Annotated in this window: 22 protein-coding genes; 15 read left to right on the top strand and 7 right to left on the bottom strand. The window is 47.9% G+C overall.

All coding sequences use genetic code 11. The features are described from left to right. Together R4537_RS02265 and phnW are read right to left on the bottom strand one after the other, a co-directional pair. Positions 1-1,398: an aspartate aminotransferase family protein gene (locus R4537_RS02265; RefSeq protein ID WP_071178104.1), complete on the bottom strand. Its 1,398-nt coding sequence runs from the start codon at positions 1,396-1,398 to the stop codon at positions 1-3. Between the two features lie 17 nt (positions 1,399-1,415). Then, positions 1,416-2,519 carry a 2-aminoethylphosphonate--pyruvate transaminase gene (gene phnW, locus R4537_RS02260; RefSeq protein WP_071178103.1) on the bottom strand — a complete coding sequence of 368 codons (1,104 nt, stop codon included), beginning with the start codon at positions 2,517-2,519 and terminating at the stop codon, positions 1,416-1,418. A 241-nt stretch (positions 2,520-2,760) separates the two neighbouring features. Between phnW and R4537_RS02255 the strand changes: the two genes are divergently transcribed. From R4537_RS02255 to R4537_RS02230, 6 genes are all read left to right on the top strand, one after another. Beyond that, a complete protein-coding gene (locus R4537_RS02255; protein ID WP_175463828.1) occupies positions 2,761-3,771 on the top strand; it encodes a putative 2-aminoethylphosphonate ABC transporter substrate-binding protein in 1,011 nt (336 codons plus the stop codon). 136 nt (positions 3,772-3,907) lie between these two features. Beyond that, positions 3,908-5,110, top strand: a complete 1,203-nt coding sequence (locus R4537_RS02250; protein ID WP_032472702.1) for a putative 2-aminoethylphosphonate ABC transporter ATP-binding protein — start codon at positions 3,908-3,910, stop codon at positions 5,108-5,110. A gap of 10 nt (positions 5,111-5,120) precedes the next feature. After that, a complete protein-coding gene (locus R4537_RS02245; protein WP_071178101.1) occupies positions 5,121-6,821 on the top strand; it encodes a putative 2-aminoethylphosphonate ABC transporter permease subunit in 1,701 nt (566 codons plus the stop codon). A 24-nt stretch (positions 6,822-6,845) separates the two neighbouring features. Continuing rightward, positions 6,846-7,550: a phosphonate utilization transcriptional regulator PhnR gene (gene phnR, locus R4537_RS02240; protein ID WP_071178100.1), complete on the top strand. Its 705-nt coding sequence runs from the start codon at positions 6,846-6,848 to the stop codon at positions 7,548-7,550. 65 nt (positions 7,551-7,615) lie between these two features. Beyond that, complete coding sequence (locus R4537_RS02235) at positions 7,616-8,521, top strand: DMT family transporter (protein WP_071178099.1); 906 nt, start codon at positions 7,616-7,618, stop codon at positions 8,519-8,521. 186 nt (positions 8,522-8,707) lie between these two features. Then, positions 8,708-9,661, top strand: a complete 954-nt coding sequence (locus R4537_RS02230; protein WP_071178098.1) for a YdcF family protein — start codon at positions 8,708-8,710, stop codon at positions 9,659-9,661. A 66-nt stretch (positions 9,662-9,727) separates the two neighbouring features. On the opposite strand, the gene R4537_RS02225 is transcribed toward R4537_RS02230, so the two are convergent. Then, positions 9,728-9,979 (bottom strand): putative hemolysin, encoded by a 252-nt coding sequence (locus R4537_RS02225; protein ID WP_071178097.1) that lies wholly within the window; start codon positions 9,977-9,979, stop codon positions 9,728-9,730. A gap of 241 nt (positions 9,980-10,220) precedes the next feature. On the opposite strand from R4537_RS02225, the gene R4537_RS02220 reads away from it, so the two are divergent. From R4537_RS02220 to R4537_RS02195, 6 genes are all read left to right on the top strand, one after another. Beyond that, positions 10,221-11,153, top strand: coding sequence for an exopolyphosphatase (locus tag R4537_RS02220; protein ID WP_000097977.1), 933 nt, complete (start codon positions 10,221-10,223; stop codon positions 11,151-11,153). Positions 11,154-11,245: 92 nt separating this feature from the next. Beyond that, entirely contained in the window at positions 11,246-11,767 is a 522-nt protein-coding gene (locus R4537_RS02215; RefSeq protein ID WP_019829005.1) for an NUDIX hydrolase, read from the top strand. A 213-nt stretch (positions 11,768-11,980) separates the two neighbouring features. Further along, positions 11,981-13,798 (top strand): extracellular solute-binding protein, encoded by a 1,818-nt coding sequence (locus tag R4537_RS02210; protein ID WP_071178096.1) that lies wholly within the window; start codon positions 11,981-11,983, stop codon positions 13,796-13,798. Positions 13,799-13,806: 8 nt separating this feature from the next. Next, positions 13,807-14,904, top strand: a complete 1,098-nt coding sequence (locus R4537_RS02205; protein ID WP_071178095.1) for a microcin C ABC transporter permease YejB — start codon at positions 13,807-13,809, stop codon at positions 14,902-14,904. Continuing rightward, positions 14,904-15,959 carry an ABC transporter permease gene (locus tag R4537_RS02200; protein ID WP_071178094.1) on the top strand — a complete coding sequence of 352 codons (1,056 nt, stop codon included), beginning with the start codon at positions 14,904-14,906 and terminating at the stop codon, positions 15,957-15,959. The genes R4537_RS02205 and R4537_RS02200 overlap by 1 nt, the downstream gene beginning before the upstream one ends. Then, a complete protein-coding gene (locus R4537_RS02195; RefSeq protein WP_071178093.1) occupies positions 15,956-17,548 on the top strand; it encodes an ABC transporter ATP-binding protein in 1,593 nt (530 codons plus the stop codon). Before R4537_RS02200 ends, R4537_RS02195 begins: the two co-directional genes overlap by 4 nt. Positions 17,549-17,624: 76 nt before the next feature. Here the strand turns inward: R4537_RS02195 and R4537_RS02190 are convergent, their stop codons facing one another. Both R4537_RS02190 and R4537_RS02185 read right to left on the bottom strand, forming a co-directional pair. Next, entirely contained in the window at positions 17,625-18,017 is a 393-nt protein-coding gene (locus R4537_RS02190; RefSeq protein WP_000581517.1) for a PPC domain-containing DNA-binding protein, read from the bottom strand. Beyond that, on the bottom strand, positions 18,014-18,610 hold the full coding sequence (locus R4537_RS02185) for a TetR/AcrR family transcriptional regulator (protein ID WP_071178092.1): 597 nt from the start codon (positions 18,608-18,610) through the stop codon (positions 18,014-18,016). Before R4537_RS02185 ends, R4537_RS02190 begins: the two co-directional genes overlap by 4 nt. A 101-nt stretch (positions 18,611-18,711) precedes the next feature. Between R4537_RS02185 and R4537_RS02180 the strand changes: the two genes are divergently transcribed. Together R4537_RS02180 and R4537_RS02175 are read left to right on the top strand one after the other, a co-directional pair. Further along, entirely contained in the window at positions 18,712-19,323 is a 612-nt protein-coding gene (locus R4537_RS02180; RefSeq protein WP_071178091.1) for a glutathione S-transferase, read from the top strand. Positions 19,324-19,334: 11 nt separating this feature from the next. Next, positions 19,335-20,003 carry a glutathione S-transferase family protein gene (locus tag R4537_RS02175; RefSeq protein WP_071178090.1) on the top strand — a complete coding sequence of 223 codons (669 nt, stop codon included), beginning with the start codon at positions 19,335-19,337 and terminating at the stop codon, positions 20,001-20,003. Between the two features lie 85 nt (positions 20,004-20,088). On the opposite strand, the gene R4537_RS02170 is transcribed toward R4537_RS02175, so the two are convergent. Beyond that, positions 20,089-20,838, bottom strand: coding sequence for a substrate-binding periplasmic protein (locus R4537_RS02170; protein ID WP_071178120.1), 750 nt, complete (start codon positions 20,836-20,838; stop codon positions 20,089-20,091). A 151-nt stretch (positions 20,839-20,989) separates the two neighbouring features. Between R4537_RS02170 and R4537_RS02165 the strand changes: the two genes are divergently transcribed. Continuing rightward, a complete protein-coding gene (locus tag R4537_RS02165; protein ID WP_071178089.1) occupies positions 20,990-21,472 on the top strand; it encodes an RNA-binding S4 domain-containing protein in 483 nt (160 codons plus the stop codon). 156 nt (positions 21,473-21,628) lie between these two features. Here R4537_RS02165 and R4537_RS02160 read toward each other — a convergent pair whose 3' ends face one another. Continuing rightward, positions 21,629-22,420: a M48 family metallopeptidase gene (locus R4537_RS02160; protein ID WP_071178088.1), complete on the bottom strand. Its 792-nt coding sequence runs from the start codon at positions 22,418-22,420 to the stop codon at positions 21,629-21,631. Positions 22,421-22,505 lie beyond the last annotated feature (85 nt).

The raw sequence follows: 22,505 nt of genomic DNA, 5'->3' as shown, positions 1-22,505 counted from the left end.
TTAACGTAAATAACCCATTTGCTGGCTAACAGCGAGCAAAGCGGAATAGAGAATATCGAGAGCTTTATCCAGCTCTTGGCGTGAAATGATCAATGGCGGGCTAAGTTGCAGCACATTACCTTGTGAAACTTTAAAGCTCATCCCATGACGTAAGCAGTGATAAAGTACGGCTTCGGCTTCATCGTGAGCACGCTGTTTGGTCTCGCGATCGGTCACCAGTTCGATGCCCCAAAGCAAACCAATACCGCGCACATCCCCAATCAGTGAAAATTGTTGCTGCATTTGATTGAGACGTTGGCGCATATAAACGCTATCCGCTTGAACTTTGGCAAGTAAGTTGTGCTGCTCAATCACTTCAATCGTGGCTAATGCTGCAGCGCAGCCCAGCGGGCTTTTTTCATGGGTGTAGTGACCCAAAGAAACCTGCGCGGCGGTGTTGTATTTTTCTTTGGTGAGGAGGGCCGCGATGGGGATAAGTCCAGCCCCCAAACCTTTGCCGATACACAAAATATCGGGTTCGATGCCGAACGCCTGGTGAGTAAACCACTCGCCGCTGCGCCCCATGCCGTTGGGAATGTCATCAATAATCAACAGCACATTGTGTTTATCGCAAATTTCCCTTACGCGTTGCCAATAGGCGCGGCTAGGGACTTGTACATCGGTATTGCGTACCGCTTCGGCGATGAATGAGCCAATGCCGCCTTCTTTTTCAATCACGTATTCCAAGTAATCGGCGTAGTGCACATCGCTGCCGTCTTCTCGGGGAAATGCACCTCGATAAGTAATGGCTGGAGGAATACGCTCCACGCCTGCCATCAATGGCCCCATGCCTTGGCGGAAACAAGCTTCGCCGCCAACGGAGATCGCATCCAGCGACGCGCCATGAAAAGCATCCCACAAACTGACCACTTTAAAATTCTGCGTGACATGACGCGCTAATTTGAGCGCCATACCAATCACCGAAGTACCGCCGGGAGCAAACAGCACTCGGTTTAGCTCACCGCCAGCAATCTCCGTGAGCTTTTCTGCGCAGCGAATCGCGGTTTCATGGGTAAAACGGCGCGGTGCGAAAGGTAAGGTTTGCATCTGTTCGGTGATTTTTTCGATCACCTGCGGATGACCATGACCGAGTTGATGCACATTATTGCCATGAAAATCGAGATAACTTTTCCCTGATACATCATACAAATAGCAGCCCGCTGCACTGGCCAATGCAGCGAGGCAAGGTGTGGACATGGCTTGATGCAGAAACACATTCGCATCACGTTGTAACAAATTCTGAGTTGTTTCATCATTCACCTGTGTTAGCCAGTCGCGACGTGCGGCGGTGGTATTGATATCGCCTTCGCTACGCCAGTGAGTTGCGCTATGTGGCGAGAGGGGATCGGATGTTTTCATCGGATTTTCCTAACCGTTTACGCTTGTTGCCAATACATAGCGTCCCGCATGGCGCTCAGTAGGCGCTCAATATCTTGCGGATACACCTCACCAATATTGCCAATCCGAAAACAGTCGGCGTGACTGACTTTGCCGGGATAAATCACAAAGCCTTGCTGTTTTAAGCGCTGATAAAACTCCGCAAACTGGTAATCCGAATGTTCAGGTGAATAGAAAGAGGTGATGATGGGGGAATGCAGCTTTTCTGGGAGTAACGGGACAAAACCCAGTTCACGCATGCCTTTCACCAATTGGGTCTGATTGGTCTGATAACGCTGATAGCGCGCCGCGATACCACCTTCGTTTTCCAACTCAAGTAACGCTTGATAGAACGCACGAACCGTATGAGTGGGAGAGGTAAAACGCCACTTGCCGTGATTTTTCTCCATACATTGCCATTGGTCGAACAAATCTAAAGTGAGTGAGCGTGCGCGGCCTTGGCACTGTTCAAGCTCGCTGCGTTTGGCAATCACAAAACCAAATCCCGGCACCCCTTGAATGCATTTGTTGGCTGAGCTGATCATAAAATCGATACCCAGAGCACCAATATCCATCGGAATACCGCCAAAGCTCGACATCGCATCGAGAATCACACGCTTGCCATGCTGTTTAGCGATCTTAGCCACCTCAGCAATCGGGTTCAGCATGCCGGTGGTGGTTTCGCAGTGCACAATCGCCACATGCGTAATTGCCGGATCATGGGTCAGCACATCGGCAATCTCATCAAGATTAGGCTGCGCCGTTTCTCCGGGAGCAATAACACTACATGCGATATTCAGGTACTGAGCGATTTGCGCGATGCGTGCGCCATAAGCACCGTTATCAATCACGAGCAGCTTATCGGTGGGTAACATCACGCTTCCAATGGTGGCTTCTACCGAAGCGGTGCCACTGCCTTGCATTAACACGGAGGTGTAACCGGATTGTGTGGTGGCCAGTGTGACGAGTTTGCGGCGGATCACTTCAACAATCTCTAAGTTGTAATCATCATCCCAAGTACACCAGTCTTTAAGCATGGCTTCACGCACGGATTCTGAGGTTGAAAGCGGTCCCGGTGTCAGCAGTAGATAAGCATTCTTCATGTTTATTCCTTTTTGGACTATACCAATAAATTTAACGCTATCTAACAACGAGAAATGCACGCGGTAAACCCTTCGAAGGCGAATTTCATAAAAGTTTCATAACCGCAAATGCAGGAAAAATGGCATAAAAAGAGCCTAAAAAGTCGTGAAACTGCCAATTTTTTCTTCATCGAATCGTCACATAGACTGGGTAGGGTAAATAACAATTCTGGTACATACCAAGTTTAATCAATTGGAGAGGATGATGAACAAGCGTATATTGAAAGGAACCTTAACGACGATCGCAGCACTTATGTCTGCTCATGCGTTTGCGGGACAAGAAGTCACGGTGTATACCGCATTTGAAACCGATCTACTGGCGAAATACAAAAGCGCTTTTGAAAAAGAGAACCCAGATATTGAGATTAAGTGGGTGCGCGATTCGACCGGGATCATGACGGCCAAACTGCTGGCTGAAAAAGACAACCCTCGTGCCGAAGTAGTGTGGGGATTGGCCAGCTCGTCAATGGCTCTCCTCAAAGATCAAGGAGTTCTAAAACCTTACACTCCCAAAGGAGCGAACGAGCTACGAGCTAATTTGAACGATCCGCAAGCGCAGCAAGCTTGGTATGGTAACGATGCATTTTTCAATGCAGTATGCTTTAACGAAGCGGTGGCAAAACAGCTGAATTTACCTAAGCCACAGAGTTGGGAAGATTTGACCAACCCTGTCTACAAAGGCCACATTGCGATGCCTAACCCCGCATCTTCCGGCACGGGGTACATGCAAGTTTCCGCATGGCTGCAAAACATGGGCGAAGATAAAGCGTGGGATTACATGCAACGCCTTGATCAAAATATTGCTCATTACACGCATTCTGGCTCAAAACCTTGTGTTCAAGCGGGGATGGGGGAAGTGGCGATCGGCATATCAATGGCAACGCGTGGTGCTAAACTTAAAACCCAAGGTGCACCCTTGGATGTGATTGTACCAAACGGCATTGGCTGGGAATCCGAAGCGGTAGGGCTCGTCAAAGAAAGCGATGCGGCAAAACGTGTGGTCGATTGGTCTGTCTCGAAAGCGGCAAATGAGCTGTATATTGAGAACTATCCTATCGTTGGCCATCAGGACGTCAGCAAGCAAGTGCCGAATTATCCGAATGTTGAAAAAGTGATGGCGAAGATGGACTTCACGCAAATGGGAAGTGATCGTGCCCGCGTGCTGCAAACCTGGTCTGAAAAGTTTGATGCTAAATCGGAACCCAAATCTTAACTTGTTCACCAAAGGAGGCGAAAGCCTCCTTTTTACCTAACTGTCATCAGATGGTCACGTATCAGCGATAAAACTGTCACCGCATTGCAATAAAACCTTGTTAATTTTGGACTATACCAAATTAAAGGTGACTTTTATGACCATGCATCATCCTAATTTACAGCAGCACGATCGACCACAAGGCGAGCGACCACAAGATAATCGACCTCAAGCGATCAGCAGAAGCTACCTCGATATTCGTCATGTGGTAAAACAGTTTGGCTCATTTACCGCGTTGAAAGAGATCAGTTTATCGATTGAAAAAGGCGAGTTTGTCTGCTTTCTTGGCCCTTCTGGCTGTGGCAAAACCACCTTGTTGCGCGCCATCGCTGGATTAGATCTCCCTACTTCAGGCAGCATTCACCAAAACCAGCAAGCGATTACTTTTTTACCCCCCGAGCAGCGTGATTTCGGCATAGTGTTCCAATCTTATGCTCTATTTCCCAATTTAACGGTGGAAGAAAACATCGCCATCGGTTTGCGTAATCAAGGCATGTCAGTCCGTGATGCGTTAGAGAAAGTGGAGCAGTGGTTGGAGATGATCGGGCTCGCCACATCGGCACAAAAATACCCAAGCCAGCTCTCTGGCGGTCAGCAGCAGCGGGTGGCGTTAGCGCGTGCTTTGGCATTATCGCCGGGGTTATTACTGCTTGATGAACCGCTTTCCGCTCTCGATGCCAAGGTAAGAACGCATTTGCGCGAAGAAATTTGCCAACTGCAACGTAAATTGGGCATTACCACCATCATGGTCACGCATGATCAAGAAGAAGCGTTAACCATGGCGGATCGCATTGTGGTGATGAACCACGGGGTGATTGAGCAAGTTGGTACGCCGCAAGAGATCTACCAAAAGCCCGCCAGCCGTTTTGTGGCTGAGTTTGTTGGCACGATGAATTTTATTCCCGTTTCCATGGCGAGTTCCCAGCAACTGCGTATTGCTGAATCCCTTATTGCTTTGCCCAAAATCGAAAATTATACGCCTTGCCAAGGTGAGCAATTTGATTTGGCTGTGCGCCCTGAAAATCTAGAACTGGTTACGCGCTACAACGAAGCCATTCCAGTCGTCATTCGCCATTTGGAGTTTCTTGGCGCGTTTTATCGAGTCGAATGTGTGTTTCAAGGTGAGCGTTTGGCTCCGCCCGTGTATGTCGATTTACCGATCACACAGGTACAAACTATGCATTTAAAAGCGGGCGATGTTCGATATTTGGCATTGAGAGCAGGGCAGCTGCGCGCGTACCGTCGTAAGGTCATGTCGACAACGCCAGCAGCTACAGCCAGCTGTGCTTATGCGGCTTAAGGAGAAGAGTATGTTGAATGTCGCTCGTACTTTTTCGGTGCGGATATTGCCGCATTGGAGCCGCGATAGCCTGATTTTATCGATCACCTTATTGATCCTGCTATCACTGATGCTGTTGTTTATTGTCGCGCCGCTGGCCGCTATGTTGGTGAAAAGCGTGCAAAATGGGCAGGGTGAATTTGTCGGGCTCGCTTACTTCGCCCAGTACTTTTCCTCGGCCCCACTCTGGCAATCCTTGCGCAACACCTTAGTGCTTGGTATCAGTGTGACGGCGATTGTCGGCATCCTCGCGTTTGGCTACGCCTATGCGTTAACGCGCTCGTGCATGCCGGGAAAACATCTGTTTCGAGTGTTAGGTAGTGCGCCGATTCTCGCGCCTTCATTACTGCCCGCGATCAGTCTGATTTTCTTATTTGGTAATCAAGGCATGCTCAAGAGTTGGCTCGGCGGTGAATCCATTTATGGTGGCTTAGGTATTACGCTCGGGTTGATTTTCTGGACATTTCCGCATGCGTTGATGATTCTGACCACCTCGCTCAGCACATCGGATGCTCGTCTGTATGAAGCGGCGAGGGCGCTGAAAACATCCCCCATCAAAACGTTTTTTATTGTCACGCTACCGGCAGCCAAGTATGGGCTGATCAGCGCCTTGATCGTTGTGTTTACCTTGGTGGTGTGTGATTTCGGCGTACCGAAAGTGATTGGTGGCAGCTATAACGTGCTTGCAACGGACATTTTCAAGCAAGTAGTGGGGCAGCAAAATTTCGCGATGGGCGCGGTGACCAGTATTGTTCTGTTGCTACCCGCCGTGTTTGCGTTTATTGCCGATCTCTGGGTGCAGAAAAAACAGCAAAGCCTATTTGATACCCGTTCTGTGGCTTATCAACCAGCACCACATCGGCTGCGTGATGGTTTATGTCTGCTCTATTGTGTGCTGATTTGCGTGGCGATTGTGGCGGTATTAGCCACGGCGGTGTACGGCTCACTGGTGACGTTTTGGCCGTGGAATACAGCGCTGACACTCAAACATTACCAATTTGCCGAAACCAGTGCCTATGGTTGGAGCCCGTATTTTAACTCACTCACCCTAGCCAGCTTAACCGCACTGTGTGGGACGGTGATCATTTTTCTCGGCGCTTACAGTATTGAAAAAGGGCGAGTGTTCGCGCCGCTGCGTCAGGCGATGCAGATGCTGAGTATGGTACCGATGGCGGTTCCCGGTTTAGTGCTAGGCTTGGGTTACATCTTCTTTTTCAATCACGCGTCTAATCCGCTCAATGGCTTGTACGGTGGAATGCTGCTTTTGGTGATCAATACCGTGGTGCATTACTACACGGTGGGGCATATGACGGCGGTTACCGCGCTTAAACAGTTGCCACCTGAATTGGAGGCGACGGCGGCCTCCATCAAGCTGCCGCAATACCGCTTACTGTGGAAAGTGACGTTACCTGTCTCCTTGCCTGCGGTATTGGACATTGCTAGCTATTTGTTTATTAATGCATTAACCACCACTTCTGCGGTAGTATTCCTCTATTCAACCGACACCGTACCCGCATCGGTTGCGGTACTGAATATGGATGATGCCGGGCAGACGGGCGCCGCCGCTGCCATGGCGGTGATGATTATGCTCTCGGCTGCGTTAGCCAAATTGCTGCATGTGGGATTAGAGTTTGGATTGTTTGGCCGCCTGCAAGCTTGGCGCAAGCGTTAGTGGAAAGAGGCAATAGGATCGCAAGTGCAATACGTAAAAATTAAAGATGCCATCGTAGAGCAGATTGATGCCGGCATGCTGATGCCGCGCCAAAAGCTCCCCGCTGAGCGCAAGTTAGCCGAATCATTTGATACCACGCGAGTCACCTTGCGTGAGGCGCTTTCCCTGCTCGAAGCTGAAGGAAAGATTTACCGTGAAGATCGCCGCGGTTGGTTTATTTCGCCCGCGCCTTTATGCTATGACCCCACTCAAACGCTCAACTTTACTAATATGGCGTTGGCGCAAAATCGCCAGCCGAAAACGGAGTTGGTGTCTGCCAAAGCGGTGATCGCCAACAAGCAGGCGACTCGTCTTTTAAAACTTAAACCGTTTTCGGATGTGTATCGCGTAGACCGAGTGCGTTATTTGGATAACCGACCTGTGGTGTATGTCACCAACTACATTCGTCCAGAGCTGTTTCCGAATCTGCTCGCTTTTGATCTGTCGCAGTCGCTGACGGATCTGTATCGTGAACACTATGCGACACAATACCAGACGATTCACTACCGTATTTCTACCAGCTCGTTACTGGGCGAAATGGCTCAAGCCCTGCGCGCAACGTCAGGTACACCGGCAATGGTGGTGGAGCGGGTCAACTATAACCAGAAAGGTGAGTTGATTGATTGTGATATTGAATACTGGCGTCACGATGCGATTACCATTGAATCCATCGCAGAATTAAAGCGTTAATTCGTTTCGCGAAAGCGCAAATCACTTTCCCTGTCGATGACAGGGCTTTTTGACAAGGTTGTCGTATGTCTTTTGTGCCCATCATTTTAGTGCTGTTTTCTGCTTTGTTGCATGCTGGTTGGAATATCATCGGCAAGCGTTACCAAAGCTCTGGTCCTTCTTTCTTCCTTGGTGCCACTTCAGCGACCTCACTGCTGCTCACGCCTTATATTGTGTGGTATTTCACTAAGATTGGTTGGTCAACGCTGCCGACACAATTTTGGTTACTCTTGGTTGTAAGTGGGCTGAGCCAGATGGTGTACATGCTGGGGCTGGCTTTTGCTTACAGCAAAGTGGATATCGGCATTGCTTATCCTTTAGCGCGCGGATTGCCCGTGTTGTTGGTTGGGGCAGGCACTGTGATGCTGGGCTATGACTTACAGCTTAATCAGTGGTTGGGATTTGGGTTGATCACGCTCGGCTGCGTGATGATCCCGCTACAAAAATTTCGTCAGTTCCGTTTCGCCGATTATACCAACATCGGGATTGTGTGGGCTTTGGTCGCGGCGCTAGGCACGGCGGGATATTCGATTATCGATAAAGAAGCGCTGGCGATCATAGAACAGACCGTAGGCTTACAAATGCCTGCCAGTTACTCTGCCGTGCTTTATTTGGGGATTCAATTTTGGGCGATGTGTTTGCCTCTGGCGATCTGGTATTTGCTCACTGGCCAACGAGCTCCGTTTGTTGAAGCATGGCGCATTCGTTATACCGCGACCTTCGCGGGGTTGATGATGGGTGCAACCTATAGCTTGGTTCTCTATGCCATGACGTTAACCGAAAACGTCAGTTTTATTGTCGCACTGCGTCAAACCAGTATCGTGTTTGGACTGTTTATGGGGATCGCATTTCTTGGAGAGCGTTGGTACGTGACTCGTTTACTCGGCGTTAGCGCGATTGTGGCAGGGCTAGTTGTCGCGTTCGCTAGATGAGAAATACTGGATAAAAGAAATGGCCTGCAGGCCATTTGAGTCTATTCCACATATCGGTCTGTTTCTTTGCATTAAGCTGGTGTATATCTCTAAACTTAGTCTTTACATCAGCATCTAATAAAAATAAGGGTGCAATTTTGGCAGATACCGTTTTTTTCAAATACTGAACGTAAGAGGCAAGATTGAATGTCAGCTGTGTGCCCGATTTATGTTGTGCTCGGTAAACGTCTCAATGCTAACCAACTGACATTAGAAGGCAAAAGCCGCGTCGATGGATTGATTTCTGCGTTACAGTGTCATGAAAATACGGCAGCACGAGTGGCATTTTGCGGAGGCATTACTCTCGGCCAGACGGTGTCTGAAGCAAACCGAATGCATGAGTATTTTGAGCAACGTCGCCAACAATTAGGGCTGTCATTCCCACAAATCGATGTACTGCTTGAGCAAGAATCCACCAGCACAGTGGAAAATATTGAGCATGTGGCGCAGGTATTATTGGAAAGTGGTGTTGTGCAGCGAGGTGAAACACTTGCCTTGACCTTGGTATCCAATGACTATCACCTCAAACGAATTTTTGAAATCCAGCAACTGATGGATGAACAAGGCTTGTTACGTAAGTTGGTTGATCGCTGTGCGCAGTCTGGCGTCCGGTTAGAGATAGCGCGCGATCTTAAGGCTCATCTTTGCGTGCCGTATCCTCACCAAAACCCGCAAGGCTTACGTTTTTTGTGGGTCGATGAACTGACGACTTATCGTGTTTTTCTTGAAGGCGTCGTGGCAAACGCTTTCCAAAGGCAGCTCATGCAAGTTCAGCAACAGCCTTATTGGATTGCGCAAAAAGCGATTGCCGAACTTCGCCACACCATGAGTGAAGAGCCCAGATTGCTTTCATTGCTCGATGTGATTGAAACCGTCGTGGAGTCCACGGTTTACCAGATTCAGCATGGTCAAGTTAACCATAATCAAATTAACCATGACCAAGCTAACCATAGCCTAGCGGTAAATAATCCCACTATGGACAGTCAGACAGATCAGCAGGTGTTTTGTGAAGCGTTGGCTATCTTGGATACTGAACTGACGTTATTGAACCGTTTATGCGATCCCGAGCTCGAACGTTCAGGACGTTGGTGGAAGCGCTAACCGAAAGTGCGCCAATAAAAACCAAAAAGGCAGCTAGGCTGCCTCGTCTATCTCAACTCATGATGACTATTGTTGGGCATGGTTTTGACGAAAATATTCCCACTGCTCAATTTTCTCACCATCCTTGGTCACGCAATAAGTGACGCGTTGCTCATTCTCCGTCACCATCTCCAACTGACCTCTTTGCTCCACACAGTAAACGGAAGCTGGGTTTGCCATAGAAGTGTATTCCTTAACGGTGTACTCATTCTCTTGGCGCGCACAGCCAGTGAGCAGAACGGCACCAACAACAGTGAGTAATAGGGCGGTTTTATTCATGCTTTCTCCATTTTTCTTGTTACGGGTTGCATATCAGTATTCTACAAAATTAATTTTTTGCTATATGTCGGATTTGTCAAAAGATTGATGCTGTCTACAATTAATAAAAGCTCAAATAAACAACATTTTTGTTTCATTTTAGGTTTGGTATCCGATGATAGGTTGTGAATGCGTCAATGTGTCTAGCGCAATTTGGCGTTTTTCGATCAACAGGGATCTCAGTCTTTGAAGAGGAAATAACATGTCATCACCCAAGTATCGATTAGTGACACGCAGTGATTTTGATGGTTTGGTATGTGCTGTTTTGCTCAAAAGTATCGAGCTGATTGATGACATCCAGTTTGTCCATCCGAAAGATATGCAAGATGGTAAAGTCCCAATTACGGAGCGAGACATCATCACGAATTTACCTTATGTCGCCAATGCTCATTTGGTGTTTGATCATCACCACTCAGAGACTCTCAGAAATAAAGGCGATAGACCGAATCACATTATTAACCCGAATGCGCCTTCGGCCGCTCGTGTGGTATGGGAGCACTACGGCGGAACCAAAACCTTTCCATTTGAATGGGTTGAAATGATGGAGGCGGTAGATAAAGGGGACTCGGCGCAATTTACCCGCGATGAAGTCTTAGATTCTACGGGCTGGAATTTACTGAATTTTTTGATGGATGCACGGACCGGTCTTGGACGCTTCCATAATTTCCGGATCTCCAATTACAACTTAATGATGGCGCTGATTGATCACTGCACTCACGCATCGATTGACGAAATCCTGCAACTGCCAGATGTGAAAGAACGGGTAGAGCTGTACCGTAAACATGAAACCTTGTTCAAAGAGCAGATCCAGCGCTGTGGTAAGGTTTACCAAAATCTGGTGTTGCTTGATCTTACAGAAGAAGAAACCATCTATGCGGGGAACCGTTTCATCATTTATGCCCTTTATCCGCAGTGCAATATTTCTATTCATAAAATGTGGGGATTCCAGAAACAGAACATGGTTTTCGCCACCGGAAAATCAATTTTTGATCGCAGCTCGAAAACCAACATCGGTGAATTGATGCTCAAATATGGTGGGGGTGGACACGCTGCCGCAGGTACCTGCCAGATCGCGATTGAAGATGCGGATCGCGTCGAAAAAGCCTTGATCACCCAGATCAATGCCGATGGTTAAATTTGATTCAGCGCAAATAGACCCTGATTTATCAGGGTCTTCGACTTTTTGATGTGTTAGCATCGCTCAAAACCGTTGGAAAAGGAGAGCCGATGAAACCTCTATATGTCGCTGTACACCCTGATATTAAACCGTTGAACCAGCAGCGAATTATGCAACGTAAAGCCGCTCGCGCGATTGCTATGCGCGGTGAGCGCATTTTGCTGCTCTACACGGAGCGTTACCACGATTATTCTTTGCCCGGTGGTGGATTAGAAAGCAATGAAGATGTATTGATGGGCATGATCCGCGAGCTGCAAGAAGAGACCGGGGCGCAAAATGTCCGCAACATCCAACCCTTTGGCTTGTACCAAGAATTTCGCCCTTGGCACAAACAGCAAGAAGCGGATGTAATTCATATGGTGTCTTATTGTTATTGCTGTGAGGTGGATGAAAAACTGGGTCAAACCCAGCTTGAAAACTACGAGCAACGTAATGGCATGAAACCTATGTGGGTGAACATCCACGAAGCGATTGCTCATAACGAGCAAACCCTGCTCAATGATTCACGCAAAGGCATGAGCATTGAGCGTGAAACCTATCTTTTACGGTTAATTGCTAAAACCCTTCATTGATCACATTTTCAGGGGAAGAATTTCCCCTGAACTCACTTGCCGCCGACCTGCCACTTCAAGTAGTTTGTGACTATACTATCCAAGTAACTGAATTCTTAATAATTTCAAATGTCTTATACCCAAACGATTTGACGTCGAATGCCGCTAACTTGGCTGCAGCTTCAAATGGGAAGGTATTGATTATCTATTTACGTCGTGTTGAGGGAGAAAGCCATGCGCAGTTGGAAGCCGATTGCTTTAGGAGTGACGCTCGCGTTATCGAGCCAATTCAGTTGGGCGGCCGTGATAGAAACCACTCGGCTGGTTGGGTTTGGGGAAGCTAAATATCCAGAAAACTTTACGCACTTTGATTATGTCAACCCACAAGCTCCCAAATTCGGCAAAGTGACCTTCGGTCAGTTGGGCACATACGACAACTTTAACCGTTTTGCTTCACGTGGCGTGGCAGCGGCCAATACCGCAGAGCTGTATGATCCTCTCATGTTTTCTCCTGCCGATGAAATTGACTCTTACTATCCGTTGATTGCCAGTAAAATTCGCTATTCCGATGATTTCACTTGGCTGGAAATTGATCTCAATCCGAAGGCGCGTTTCCATGATGGCAAACCGATCACTGCGCAGGATGTTGAATTCTCTTTTGAGAAGTTTATGGCCGAAGGCGTCCCGCAATATCGGGTGTATTATCAAGAGGTAAAATCCGTGAAAGCCATTGCTGAGCGGACAGTACGCATTGAAATGAAGCAGCCAAACCGTGAACAGTTATTTAGCTTGGCGCAATCAACCCGAGTCTTACCCAAACATTACTGGCAAGATAAGAATTTAGCCGAGCCGCTCAATGAGCCTCCCGTTGGGAGTGGGGCTTATCAAATTGTCGCTTTCAAGCCCGGTCAGAGTGTGACCTATAAACTGAATCCGGACTATTGGGCAAAAGATTTGCCTGTCAACGTTGGGCGCAACAACTTCGCCCAGATCCAGTACGACTACTATCGCGATGACACCGTGATGCTGGAGGCGTTCAAAGCGGGTGAGTTTGATTTACGTGAAGAGAACCAAGCCAAGTTCTGGGCGACTTCTTACACTGGGCGTAATTTTGACCAAGGTTTGATTAAGAAAGAGGAAATTGCTCACCAAGCACCAGCCTCTACTCAGGGATTTATTTTCAATACACAGCGTCCTGTGTTCCAAGATGTTCGAGTCCGTGAGGCACTCAACTACGCTTTGGACTTTGAATGGATGAACAAAAACCTGTTCTACGATCAATACAAGCGAACCCGCAGCTATTTCCAAAACACCGAATACGAGGCTCAAGGTCTGCCGAATGCCGCAGAACTTGCTGTGCTCACCCCTTACAAAGAACAACTGCCCGCTCGGGTATTTACGGAAACTTATCAGCCTTCCGTGACTGATGGCAGCGGACGAATTCGCACCCAAATGCGCGAAGCATTTGCCTTGCTGAAAGAAGCGGGATGGGAGCTGAAAAATAAGGTGATGACCAACGTCAAGACTGGTGAGCCACTCCGTTTTGAACTGTTGATTTACAGTCCAACAACGGAGCGAATTGCGATTCCTCTGCAAAAAAATCTGCAGCTCATGGGGATTGAGATGAAGATCCGCACGGTCGACACCACGCAATACACCAAACGTCTGCGTGATCGTGATTTTGACATGATATCGCACGGCTTTAGTGCGAATTCTTACCCGAGCCCAAATCTAATGATTGCCTGGAATTCCAATTATATGGATTCGAGCTACAACTCAGCGGGGGCCAATCATCCGGTGATTGATGCCCTGACCGAACAAATAGCCAAAAGCCAGCAAGATACCGAAAAACTTCGCGCACTGGGTTCAGCACTCGATCGCGTGTTGCAATGGAATTTCTACCTCATTCCGCAATGGCATTTGAGTATGTACCGTGTGGCGATGTGGGATAAATTCAGCCGCCCAAGTGTGCTACCGAAATATTCCCTTGGTTTAGACACTTGGTGGATAGATCAAGAGAAAGCCGCGCGGCTACCTGAAAAACGGCGTTAGGAGGCGCAATGCTCAGTTATATTCTGCGCCGTTTGTTACTGGTGGTGCCCACATTGTGGGCCATCATCACCATTAACTTTTTTATTATTCAGATTGCGCCAGGGGGCCCAGTAGAGCAGGCTATTGCTCAGTTGGAAGGTAACACCTCCGGCGTCATGGAGCGTTTTACGGGGGGCGGGCAAGAAGTCGCGGCGCCGACGGATGCGCCGGTTTCTGGTTATTCGGTTTCTGGTTATAAAGGTTCACGTGGGCTTGATCCGCAAGTGGTCGAAGAGATCACCCGTCGTTTTGGCTTTGATAAGCCCATCCATGAACGCTATTTCCAGATGCTTAAGGATTACGCCACGTTTAATTTTGGCGAAAGCTTATTTCGTGGCGGCGATGTGGTTGACTTGATCGTACAACGTTTACCGGTTTCCATTTCCCTTGGATTGTGGAGCACGCTGCTGATCTATCTGATTTCGATTCCTTTGGGGATCAGCAAAGCGATTCATCACGGCTCGCGTTTTGATGTTTGGTCGAGTGCGGTGGTGATCATTGGCTACGCTATCCCTGGATTTCTGTTTGCGATCATCTTGATTATCCTCTTTGCCAGCGGCAACTATTTGAGTTGGTTTCCGCTGCGCGGTTTAGTTTCCGATAACTTCGCCAGCTTGCCTTGGTATCAACAAGTGCTGGATTACTTTTGGCACCTTACCTTACCGACATTAGCTATGGTGATTGGCGGTTTTGCGACGTTAAGCATGCTCACCAAAAACTCGTTTTTAGATGAGATTAACAAGCAATATGTGGTCACCGCGCGCGCGAAGGGGTTGGATGAACAGCACATTCTCTACAAACATGTGTTTCGTAATGCCATGTTGATCATCATTGCCGGATTTCCGAGCGCATTTATCAGCATCTTCTTCACGGGTTCGATGTTGATTGAAGTGATGTTCTCGCTGGAAGGTATTGGTCTACTTGGCTTTGAAGCCACTATCCAACGTGATTATCCTTTGGTATTTAGTTCGTTGTATATCATGACTTTGCTCGGGTTATTGCTCAGTATCATTTCAGATTTAACTTACATGTGGGTTGACCCACGCATTGATTTTGAGGCTCGTTGATGGAGATGACAAAAGCTAGCAAGCGTACGCCAAATCCGTTGACTGAGGCGCGTTGGGCGCGATTTAAAACCAATCGGCGTGGTTTTTGGTCACTGTGGATTTTCTTATTGCTGTTTGTAGTGAGCTTATTTGCTGAGTTTATCGCTAACGACAAGCCACTCCTCATTCAGTATGACGGAGCGTGGTACATGCCGATTGTACAGCGCTATAGCGAAACCCAATTTGGTGGAGAATTTGATACTGAAGCGGATTACACCGATCCCTATGTTGTTGAGTTGATTAAAGAGAAAGGGCAGATCATCTGGCCGCCGATCCGTTTTCATTATGGCACCATCAACTTTGATATCACCGGCAGTGTGCCTTCTGCGCCGGATTCAGTGAACTGGCTGGGTACTGATGATAAAGGGCGCGACGTGTTAGCTCGGATTATTTACGGTTTTCGAATCTCGGTGTTGTTTGGTTTTATTCTCACGGTGATTTCGTCACTGATTGGCGTTTTAATCGGTGCTACGCAAGGCTATTACGGCGGCTGGCTTGATCTGTTTGGGCAGCGCTTTATTGAAGTGTGGTCTGGCATGCCAACCTTGTTCCTTTTGATCATCTTATCGAGCTTTGTTGAGCCGAATTTCTGGTGGTTACTCGGCATCATGGTGCTGTTTAGTTGGATGAGCTTGGTGGGCGTCGTGCGTGCCGAGTTTTTACGTTGTCGGAATTTTGATTATGTGCGCGCTGCACAAGCGATGGGAGTCAGTGACATGCGCATTATTCTGCGCCATATGTTGCCAAACGCTATGGTCGCCTCGTTAACCATGATGCCGTTTATTCTTTCTGGCTCAGTCACCACACTCACCTCATTGGATTTTCTTGGCTTTGGCTTGCCAGCCGGTTCACCGTCATTGGGCGAGCTGCTCGCACAGGGCAAAGCCAACTTACAAGCGCCTTGGCTTGGTATTTCAGCGTTTGTGGTGCTGTCGGTCATGCTGACTTTACTGGTCTTTATCGGTGAAGCGGTACGTGATGCCTTTGACCCTCATTTACAACGGAGCCGTGTATGAACGATTGGGTCTTGAAAATAGATAACCTGTCGGTGGGTTTTGGTATCGCGGGGCAGGCACGCCCTGTGACGGAAGGGGTAAGCTTAACCATTGCGCGTGGTGAAACGTTGGCTTTGGTGGGAGAAAGTGGCTCTGGAAAATCCGTGACAGCCAACGCGATTTTGCGCTTGTTGCCCAAAGGATCGGCGCACTATTTAAGTGGCAGCATTCATTTTGGCGATGTTGATACCCTGCGCTGTTCAGAGCGCGCGCTGCGCGGCATCCGCGGGGGACGCATAGGGATGATTTTTCAAGAGCCGATGGTCTCGCTTAATCCTCTGCACAAAATTGGAAAACAGTTGGTGGAAACCTTAGCGATCCATCGAGGGTTACGTGCAACGGCAGCAGAGCAAAAAGCGATTGAATGGCTTGGCAAGGTGGGGATTCGTCATCCTGAAATCAAGATCAATGCCTATCCGCATGAACTCTCCGGTGGTGAGCGGCAACGTGTGATGATTGCCATGGCACTAATCAATGAACCCGAGCTACTGATTGCCGATGAACCTACCACGGCATTAGATGTTTCGGTACAAGCGCAGATTTTGGATTTACTTAAATCTCTGCAACAAGAATTGGGCATGGCGATGTTGTTCATTACCCATGATCTGAGCATAGTGCGCCGAATTGCTGACCGAGTGGCGGTGATGCAAAGTGGCCAATTGGTCGAAACTAACGCGAGCCACACCTTGTTTGCTGCGCCTGCACATCCCTATACCCAGCAGTTGATCAATGCCGATCCGCGTGGTGTGCCCGTCCCTATGGCGATGGATGCTCCGACGCTGCTGCAAGCGGAAAAGTTACGGGTGTGGTTTCCAATCAAAGGCGGTTTTTTTCGCCGCACCCAAGCCTATATTAAAGCGGTTACAGATATGAGTTTCACCTTGGCCAAAGGGCAATCGTTGGGTTTGGTGGGGGAAAGCGGTTCAGGGAAATCGACCACGGGCATGGCGATTCTCAAGCTTCTCGCCTCACAAGGAGCTATCCGTTTTGCAGGGCAAGATCTGCAAGCTCTCAAACGCCGTGAAATGCTGCCGTATCGCAGTAAAATGCAGGTGGTGTTTCAAGACCCATATTCTGCGCTTAATCCTCGAATGTCGGTGGCGCAAGTGATAGGCGAGGGTTTACGTGTGCATAGCCAGCTTAATGATGACGAGATTGATCACGCGATTTGCGCGGTGATGCAGGAGGTCGGCCTAGATGTGGACACTCGGCATCGCTATCCCAATGAATTTTCTGGTGGTCAACGGCAGCGTATCGCGATTGCACGTGCGTTGGTGCTCAAGCCTGAATTCATATTGCTTGATGAACCAACCTCGTCGTTAGACCGAACCGTGCAAGCGCAAGTACTCGATTTGCTGAAAGATTTGCAGCAGAAATACCAATTAACCTATCTGTTCATTAGCCATGATCTCGCGGTGATCCGCGCTTTATGTCACCACACCATAGTGATGAAAGCGGGGGAGATTGTCGAACATGGCGAAACTCAAAACCTATTTGAGAATCCAAGTCACCCGTATACGCAGCAGCTAGTGCGTCTTTCGCTGCTGTAATCGGGCGAGTAATTGCCTTCTCTTCTTACTTGGAGTTGCAGCCAACACTGCTGCCGCTTCAAGTAAGAAGGATTCACTATGAGACCACAAGCTCGCTATAGCCAGTGTTGGGGTCAAACTCTCGTGTAAAGTGGTGCTGCGGATAGTGATGGATCATCAATTCTGCCGTGGTATTGATAAGGTTACCCTCGAGCAAATGCCCACCCCAAACACGCCCCTGTGCATCAGCAACCGCGATATGCAAATGGCAATGTTGGTACGTTAAAGTACCGGAGAGTGACAGAATTTCAAACGGAGCACTCACTTGCAGGGTCGAAACACTATCGGCAAGGCGAATATGCAACGTCGATAAGCATCCCACGCATGACGCAATAGAGCCTGCATGGATTCGATGTTGTTGAACGAGCTGTACAATCTGCTGCTTTAAATCCATTCCTCGAGTTAAGCGCAGGGCAATCAAATGGATCATGCTTTGGCCTCTATAAAATCGCCCTCTATCAAACGGATCAAGGCTTCTAATCCCTGCTCAAGATTGGCATGGCGCTGCGCTTTGCCAAGCACGCGCATACCTTGCATCTGGGTCAAAACTAATGGCGCCAAAGAGTCTGCACAAAGATGAGCCGCAATTTGACCTTGTTGCATCGCATTGTTGAGCGCACGGGCGATCAGACGCAGCAGATGATCAAATAATGCGTGACCTTTGCTTAAGACTTCATTGTCCGTGTCTGCATGCTCAACCAAGGCATTTTGCATAAAACAACCACGGTTTCCCTCCCGTTGGAGCGCGGCAAAATGTTGCAAAAACGCTTTCAATTCTGGCCACGCCGCGTTTTCGAGCTCGAGATCTTTGAGGGCAGGGGAACTGACCAAATTCAGATAACGATCCAGCGCTTCGTAATAGAGCTTTTGCTTATCACCAAACGCGTTGTAAAGGCTAAAGCGATTAATTTGTAAGTGATCGACCAAATCGGATATCGCAGTATTGGCATACCCTTTTTGCCAAAACAGCGTCATTGCTTGGTGTAATTTCTCTTCGCGATCAAAGTTGCATTTTCTTGCCATTGGAAACTCGGTTGCTTAAATCTATTCTTGACTGAACGTTCAGAAACTGCGTAGAGTATATCCAGAACGATCGTTCAGAAAAAGAAATTAAGGATAACAACATGAAATTATATGAAACCGCGATGACGCCAAGCTGTCGCAGAGTCTCGATTTTTCTTAAAGAATTAGGCATAGATGTTGAGCGTGTTCAGGTGGACGTTCGTGGTGGTGAAAACTTATCGGATACCTTTAAAAGCAAAAGTCTGAACGGCAAAGTGCCTCTGCTTGAACTGGATGAAGGTACAACACTGTGTGAAAGTGTGGCGATTTGTCGTTATTTCGATCTTACCTATCCCAATACGCACAAGTTGTTCGGTGATTCAGCATTAGAACAAGCTCAAGTTGAGATGTGGCATCGAGTGGTTGAGTTTCAAGGGTTGTATGCTGGATTTCAGGCGTTTCGAAATCTAAGTGGTATCTATAAAGATCGTGAACACTGCGTTTACGCGTGGGGGGAAGAGAGCAAAGCACGCGTGGCCGCCTTTTTGCCACAACTTGAGCAGCGATTGGCACAGTCGCGATTTATTGCCACAGATCGTTTCACCATTGTTGATATTACCGCCTACATTTTTATTGGTTTCGTCCAAAAAGCGCTAGAAATTCTTGTGTTTGAACACTATCCGCACATCACTCGCTGGTTTGAGCAACTCTCGCAACGACCAGCCTTTCAATAAAGGATTTTTCTATGATTGATTTTTATACTGCAGCAACACCGAATGGCCACAAAATTGCCATCGCATTGGAAGAGATGGGCTTGGAATACACCACCCACGCGCTCAACCTTTCGAACAACGACCAAAAACAGCCCGCATTTACCGCGATTAACCCGAATGGGCGTATTCCGGCGATTGTTGACCGTGATAATGAAGATTTTGCGGTGTTTGAGTCGGGTGCGATTTTGCTCTATCTCGCAGAGAAAACCGGAAAGTTTTTACCCCAAGAAAGCAAAGCGCGCTCCAAAGTAATCCAGTGGTTGATGTTTCAAATGGGCGGCGTTGGGCCAATGATGGGGCAGGCCAACGTGTTTTATCGCTATTTCCCAGAGAAAATCCAACCAGCTATCGATCGTTATCAAAAAGAGGGACGCCGTTTGTTTGAAGTGATGGATGGCCAGCTAGCCCAAAACCCGTATTTGGCTGGTGATGAATACACGATTGCCGATATCGCGACCTTTCCATGGGTTCGAATCTATGAATGGAGTGGGATCTCGATTGATGGTCTGACTCATTTACAGCGTTGGATGAACGAGATCGCTGCGCGTCCTGCCGTAGTGAAAGGGTTAACCGTACCACCTCCGAGTAACGTCAGTGATGATGAGCGAGCTAAACAGATCCGTAATATGGTAACACGCTAAAGATCACGGCATTTGATGGTTCCCCAAACGGCTCGCGTTACAGCGCATTCACACCGCTGTAGCTTGAAGTCGTAAGGGATCCGCATTACTCAATATAGCGGCCAACAATCTTATCGAGTTGACCGCTGCTTTTTAGCTCAGCAAGCGCACTGTTGAATGCAGCTACAAACTGGCTCTGGTAAGGGTATTGCTCAAGGTTTTGGTTGGTAAATCCGATGTAGCCTTGCTCTAAACTGATTTTGGCGGCCATGGAGAAGTTAACGGTATCGACAATGCCTTCACGCTTTAATCGTGTGAGTTCCCATAAAATCGAGATACGGTCGTTGACATAGCAATCTATTCTGTCACCGCGTAACTTTAGTAGATTGACGCGATTGCCGTTGGCGTATTTCACCTTAATCTGCTTTTCTTCGACGGCTTTCCAAAACGCTTGCCCGCCTAGGCTGAATCCATCGTTCATTCCTATGGTTAAACCGTAAAAGTCCCGAGGCCATTCGGTGGACTTGCGTTTGCTTAGCCATGCGTTTTGACAATAGATCACCACCTCTTCATCTAGGATAGGGTCTGAGTAAGGATGAATGTAAGGTCGGTGCTGCGGATAATAATAGGGTGGAAGCAAAGCAAAAATTCTTCCTGCTTCGAGTAGTTTGAGCCCACGTCGCCAAGGGATGGGTTGTAAATCAATCTCAAATTCTGTCATCAAAACATCGGCGGCACGAAGTATTTCAGGATAGATACCAACGGCACGGCCATTTTCAGCATAACTGTATGGCGGATAAGCATCATCCGCAAAAATGGTCACCCTTTGCGGCTTGGCATGGAGGTTTGTCGACATCAAGCAAAGTGAAGCAAAAAGTAACCCAATGCGCATAGTCGCCTTGTTTGAAGGAGTGGTAATTAACTTTAGTTTAGTGGCTATTGGGATTGACGTTGGTAAAAAACTTTGAAAAGGCTAAACTGCGTAAAAATTTTTTGAGAGTAGTGTCATGACCGACGAGCAATTCAACCCGCAAGATGAAGAAATCGAAATAGAAGCGATTGGTGTTGAGGTCTCTTGCCAGCCGATTGAGCTGTACAAAGTGTTAAAAATTGCCAATGCCGTAAGTGGAGGTGGTGAAGCAAAACACGTGATCAGTGAAGGCTATGTGTTTGTTAATGGCGATGTAGAAACTCGCAAACGCTGCAAAGTGTTTGATGGCGATCTGATTGAATTTAACCAAGAGTTTTATTTGGTGATTTGTGATGCACCAGTGACAGAGCCAGAGTCACTCGATATTCAACCTGAGCTAGCATCATCGCACAAGCCGACAAAAACGCAGAAGAAGTCTTCAGCCAACACTTCGGCCAAATCCAAGCCATCAAAAAACAACAAACCCGCATCTGGACAAAAAAAAACCAAGAACGATAAAAAATCACCACAAAGCGACAGCAAATCCCCATCAGGGCGCAGTGCTATCCGATTCTTTTGACGTGACGTTGTGACGAATTTCACTAGACTGAAGAGCTCAGTCTAGTGATGTTTGTTTTATGAAGGCGCTATATTTTTGAAATCTCGTCGTTTTTATAAAAACAGTATTGAGCAGACGAGAGCACCTGAAAACCAAGGCGTTATTAAAACCCAGAAACTAGAGAGCACACTGAGCTTTAGAACCTTGATGTGGTGGCAGTGTACTGATCGTTGCACTCAAATCGCTGATACGGGTGCTGTGTGATGGGTGAGTCGAAAGCAGCTCAGGCGGCTGTTTTCCTCCAGACGCTTTGGCCATATTTTTCCAAAGCTCAATGCTCTGATAAGGGTCAAAGCCTGCTCTTGCCATCAAGGCCAATCCTAATATATCGGCTTCTGACTCTTGGTTGCGACCATAGGGCAAAATCACCCCGTACTGCACACCAACGCCGAGCGCGGACATGGTCAGATTACGATATTGCGCATATTCAGATGCCCCAATTGCGATATCCGTCAGTTGTAAGCCCGCGTTCGCTAATTGCGACTGCGACAAACGTTCATTACTGTGGTTTGACAGCACATGAGCGATTTCATGGCCAATAACGGTCGCTAACTGGTCCTGATTCACCGCAACCTTCAGTAGGCCCGTGTATACCCCAATTTTCCCACCCGGCAGGGCAAACGCGTTCACTTGGTCACTCTCAAACACGACCACTTCCCATTGCTCAAAACTGCTTTGCTTGGGTACTTGAGCGGTAATCGCTTTGGTCACACACTGCACATACGCGTTGGTTTTTGCATCTTTACTGATGGGAATTTCCTGTTTCATCTGCGTGAAAGACTTCGCGCCAAGCTGACTCATGTCGTTGTCAGAAAACAGTAGCAGTTGATTTCGGCCTGTCGGTGAAGCGCTGCATGCCGCTAAGCCAAGAGTCATTAATAAAGTGAGCGCCAGTTGCGTCTTTTTCATCTTATAGTCCTTATTTCTGTGGCGATCGATGAATGGCGCTTATATTAGCACCATATATTCATAATGTTATCCCCTCGTATTTACT

The organism is Vibrio paracholerae (assembly GCF_037672085.1).
Lineage (GTDB): Bacteria > Pseudomonadota > Gammaproteobacteria > Enterobacterales > Vibrionaceae > Vibrio > Vibrio cholerae.
Note: the sequence above shows the minus strand (reverse complement) of the source record. Positions and strands in the feature narration are given on the sequence as shown.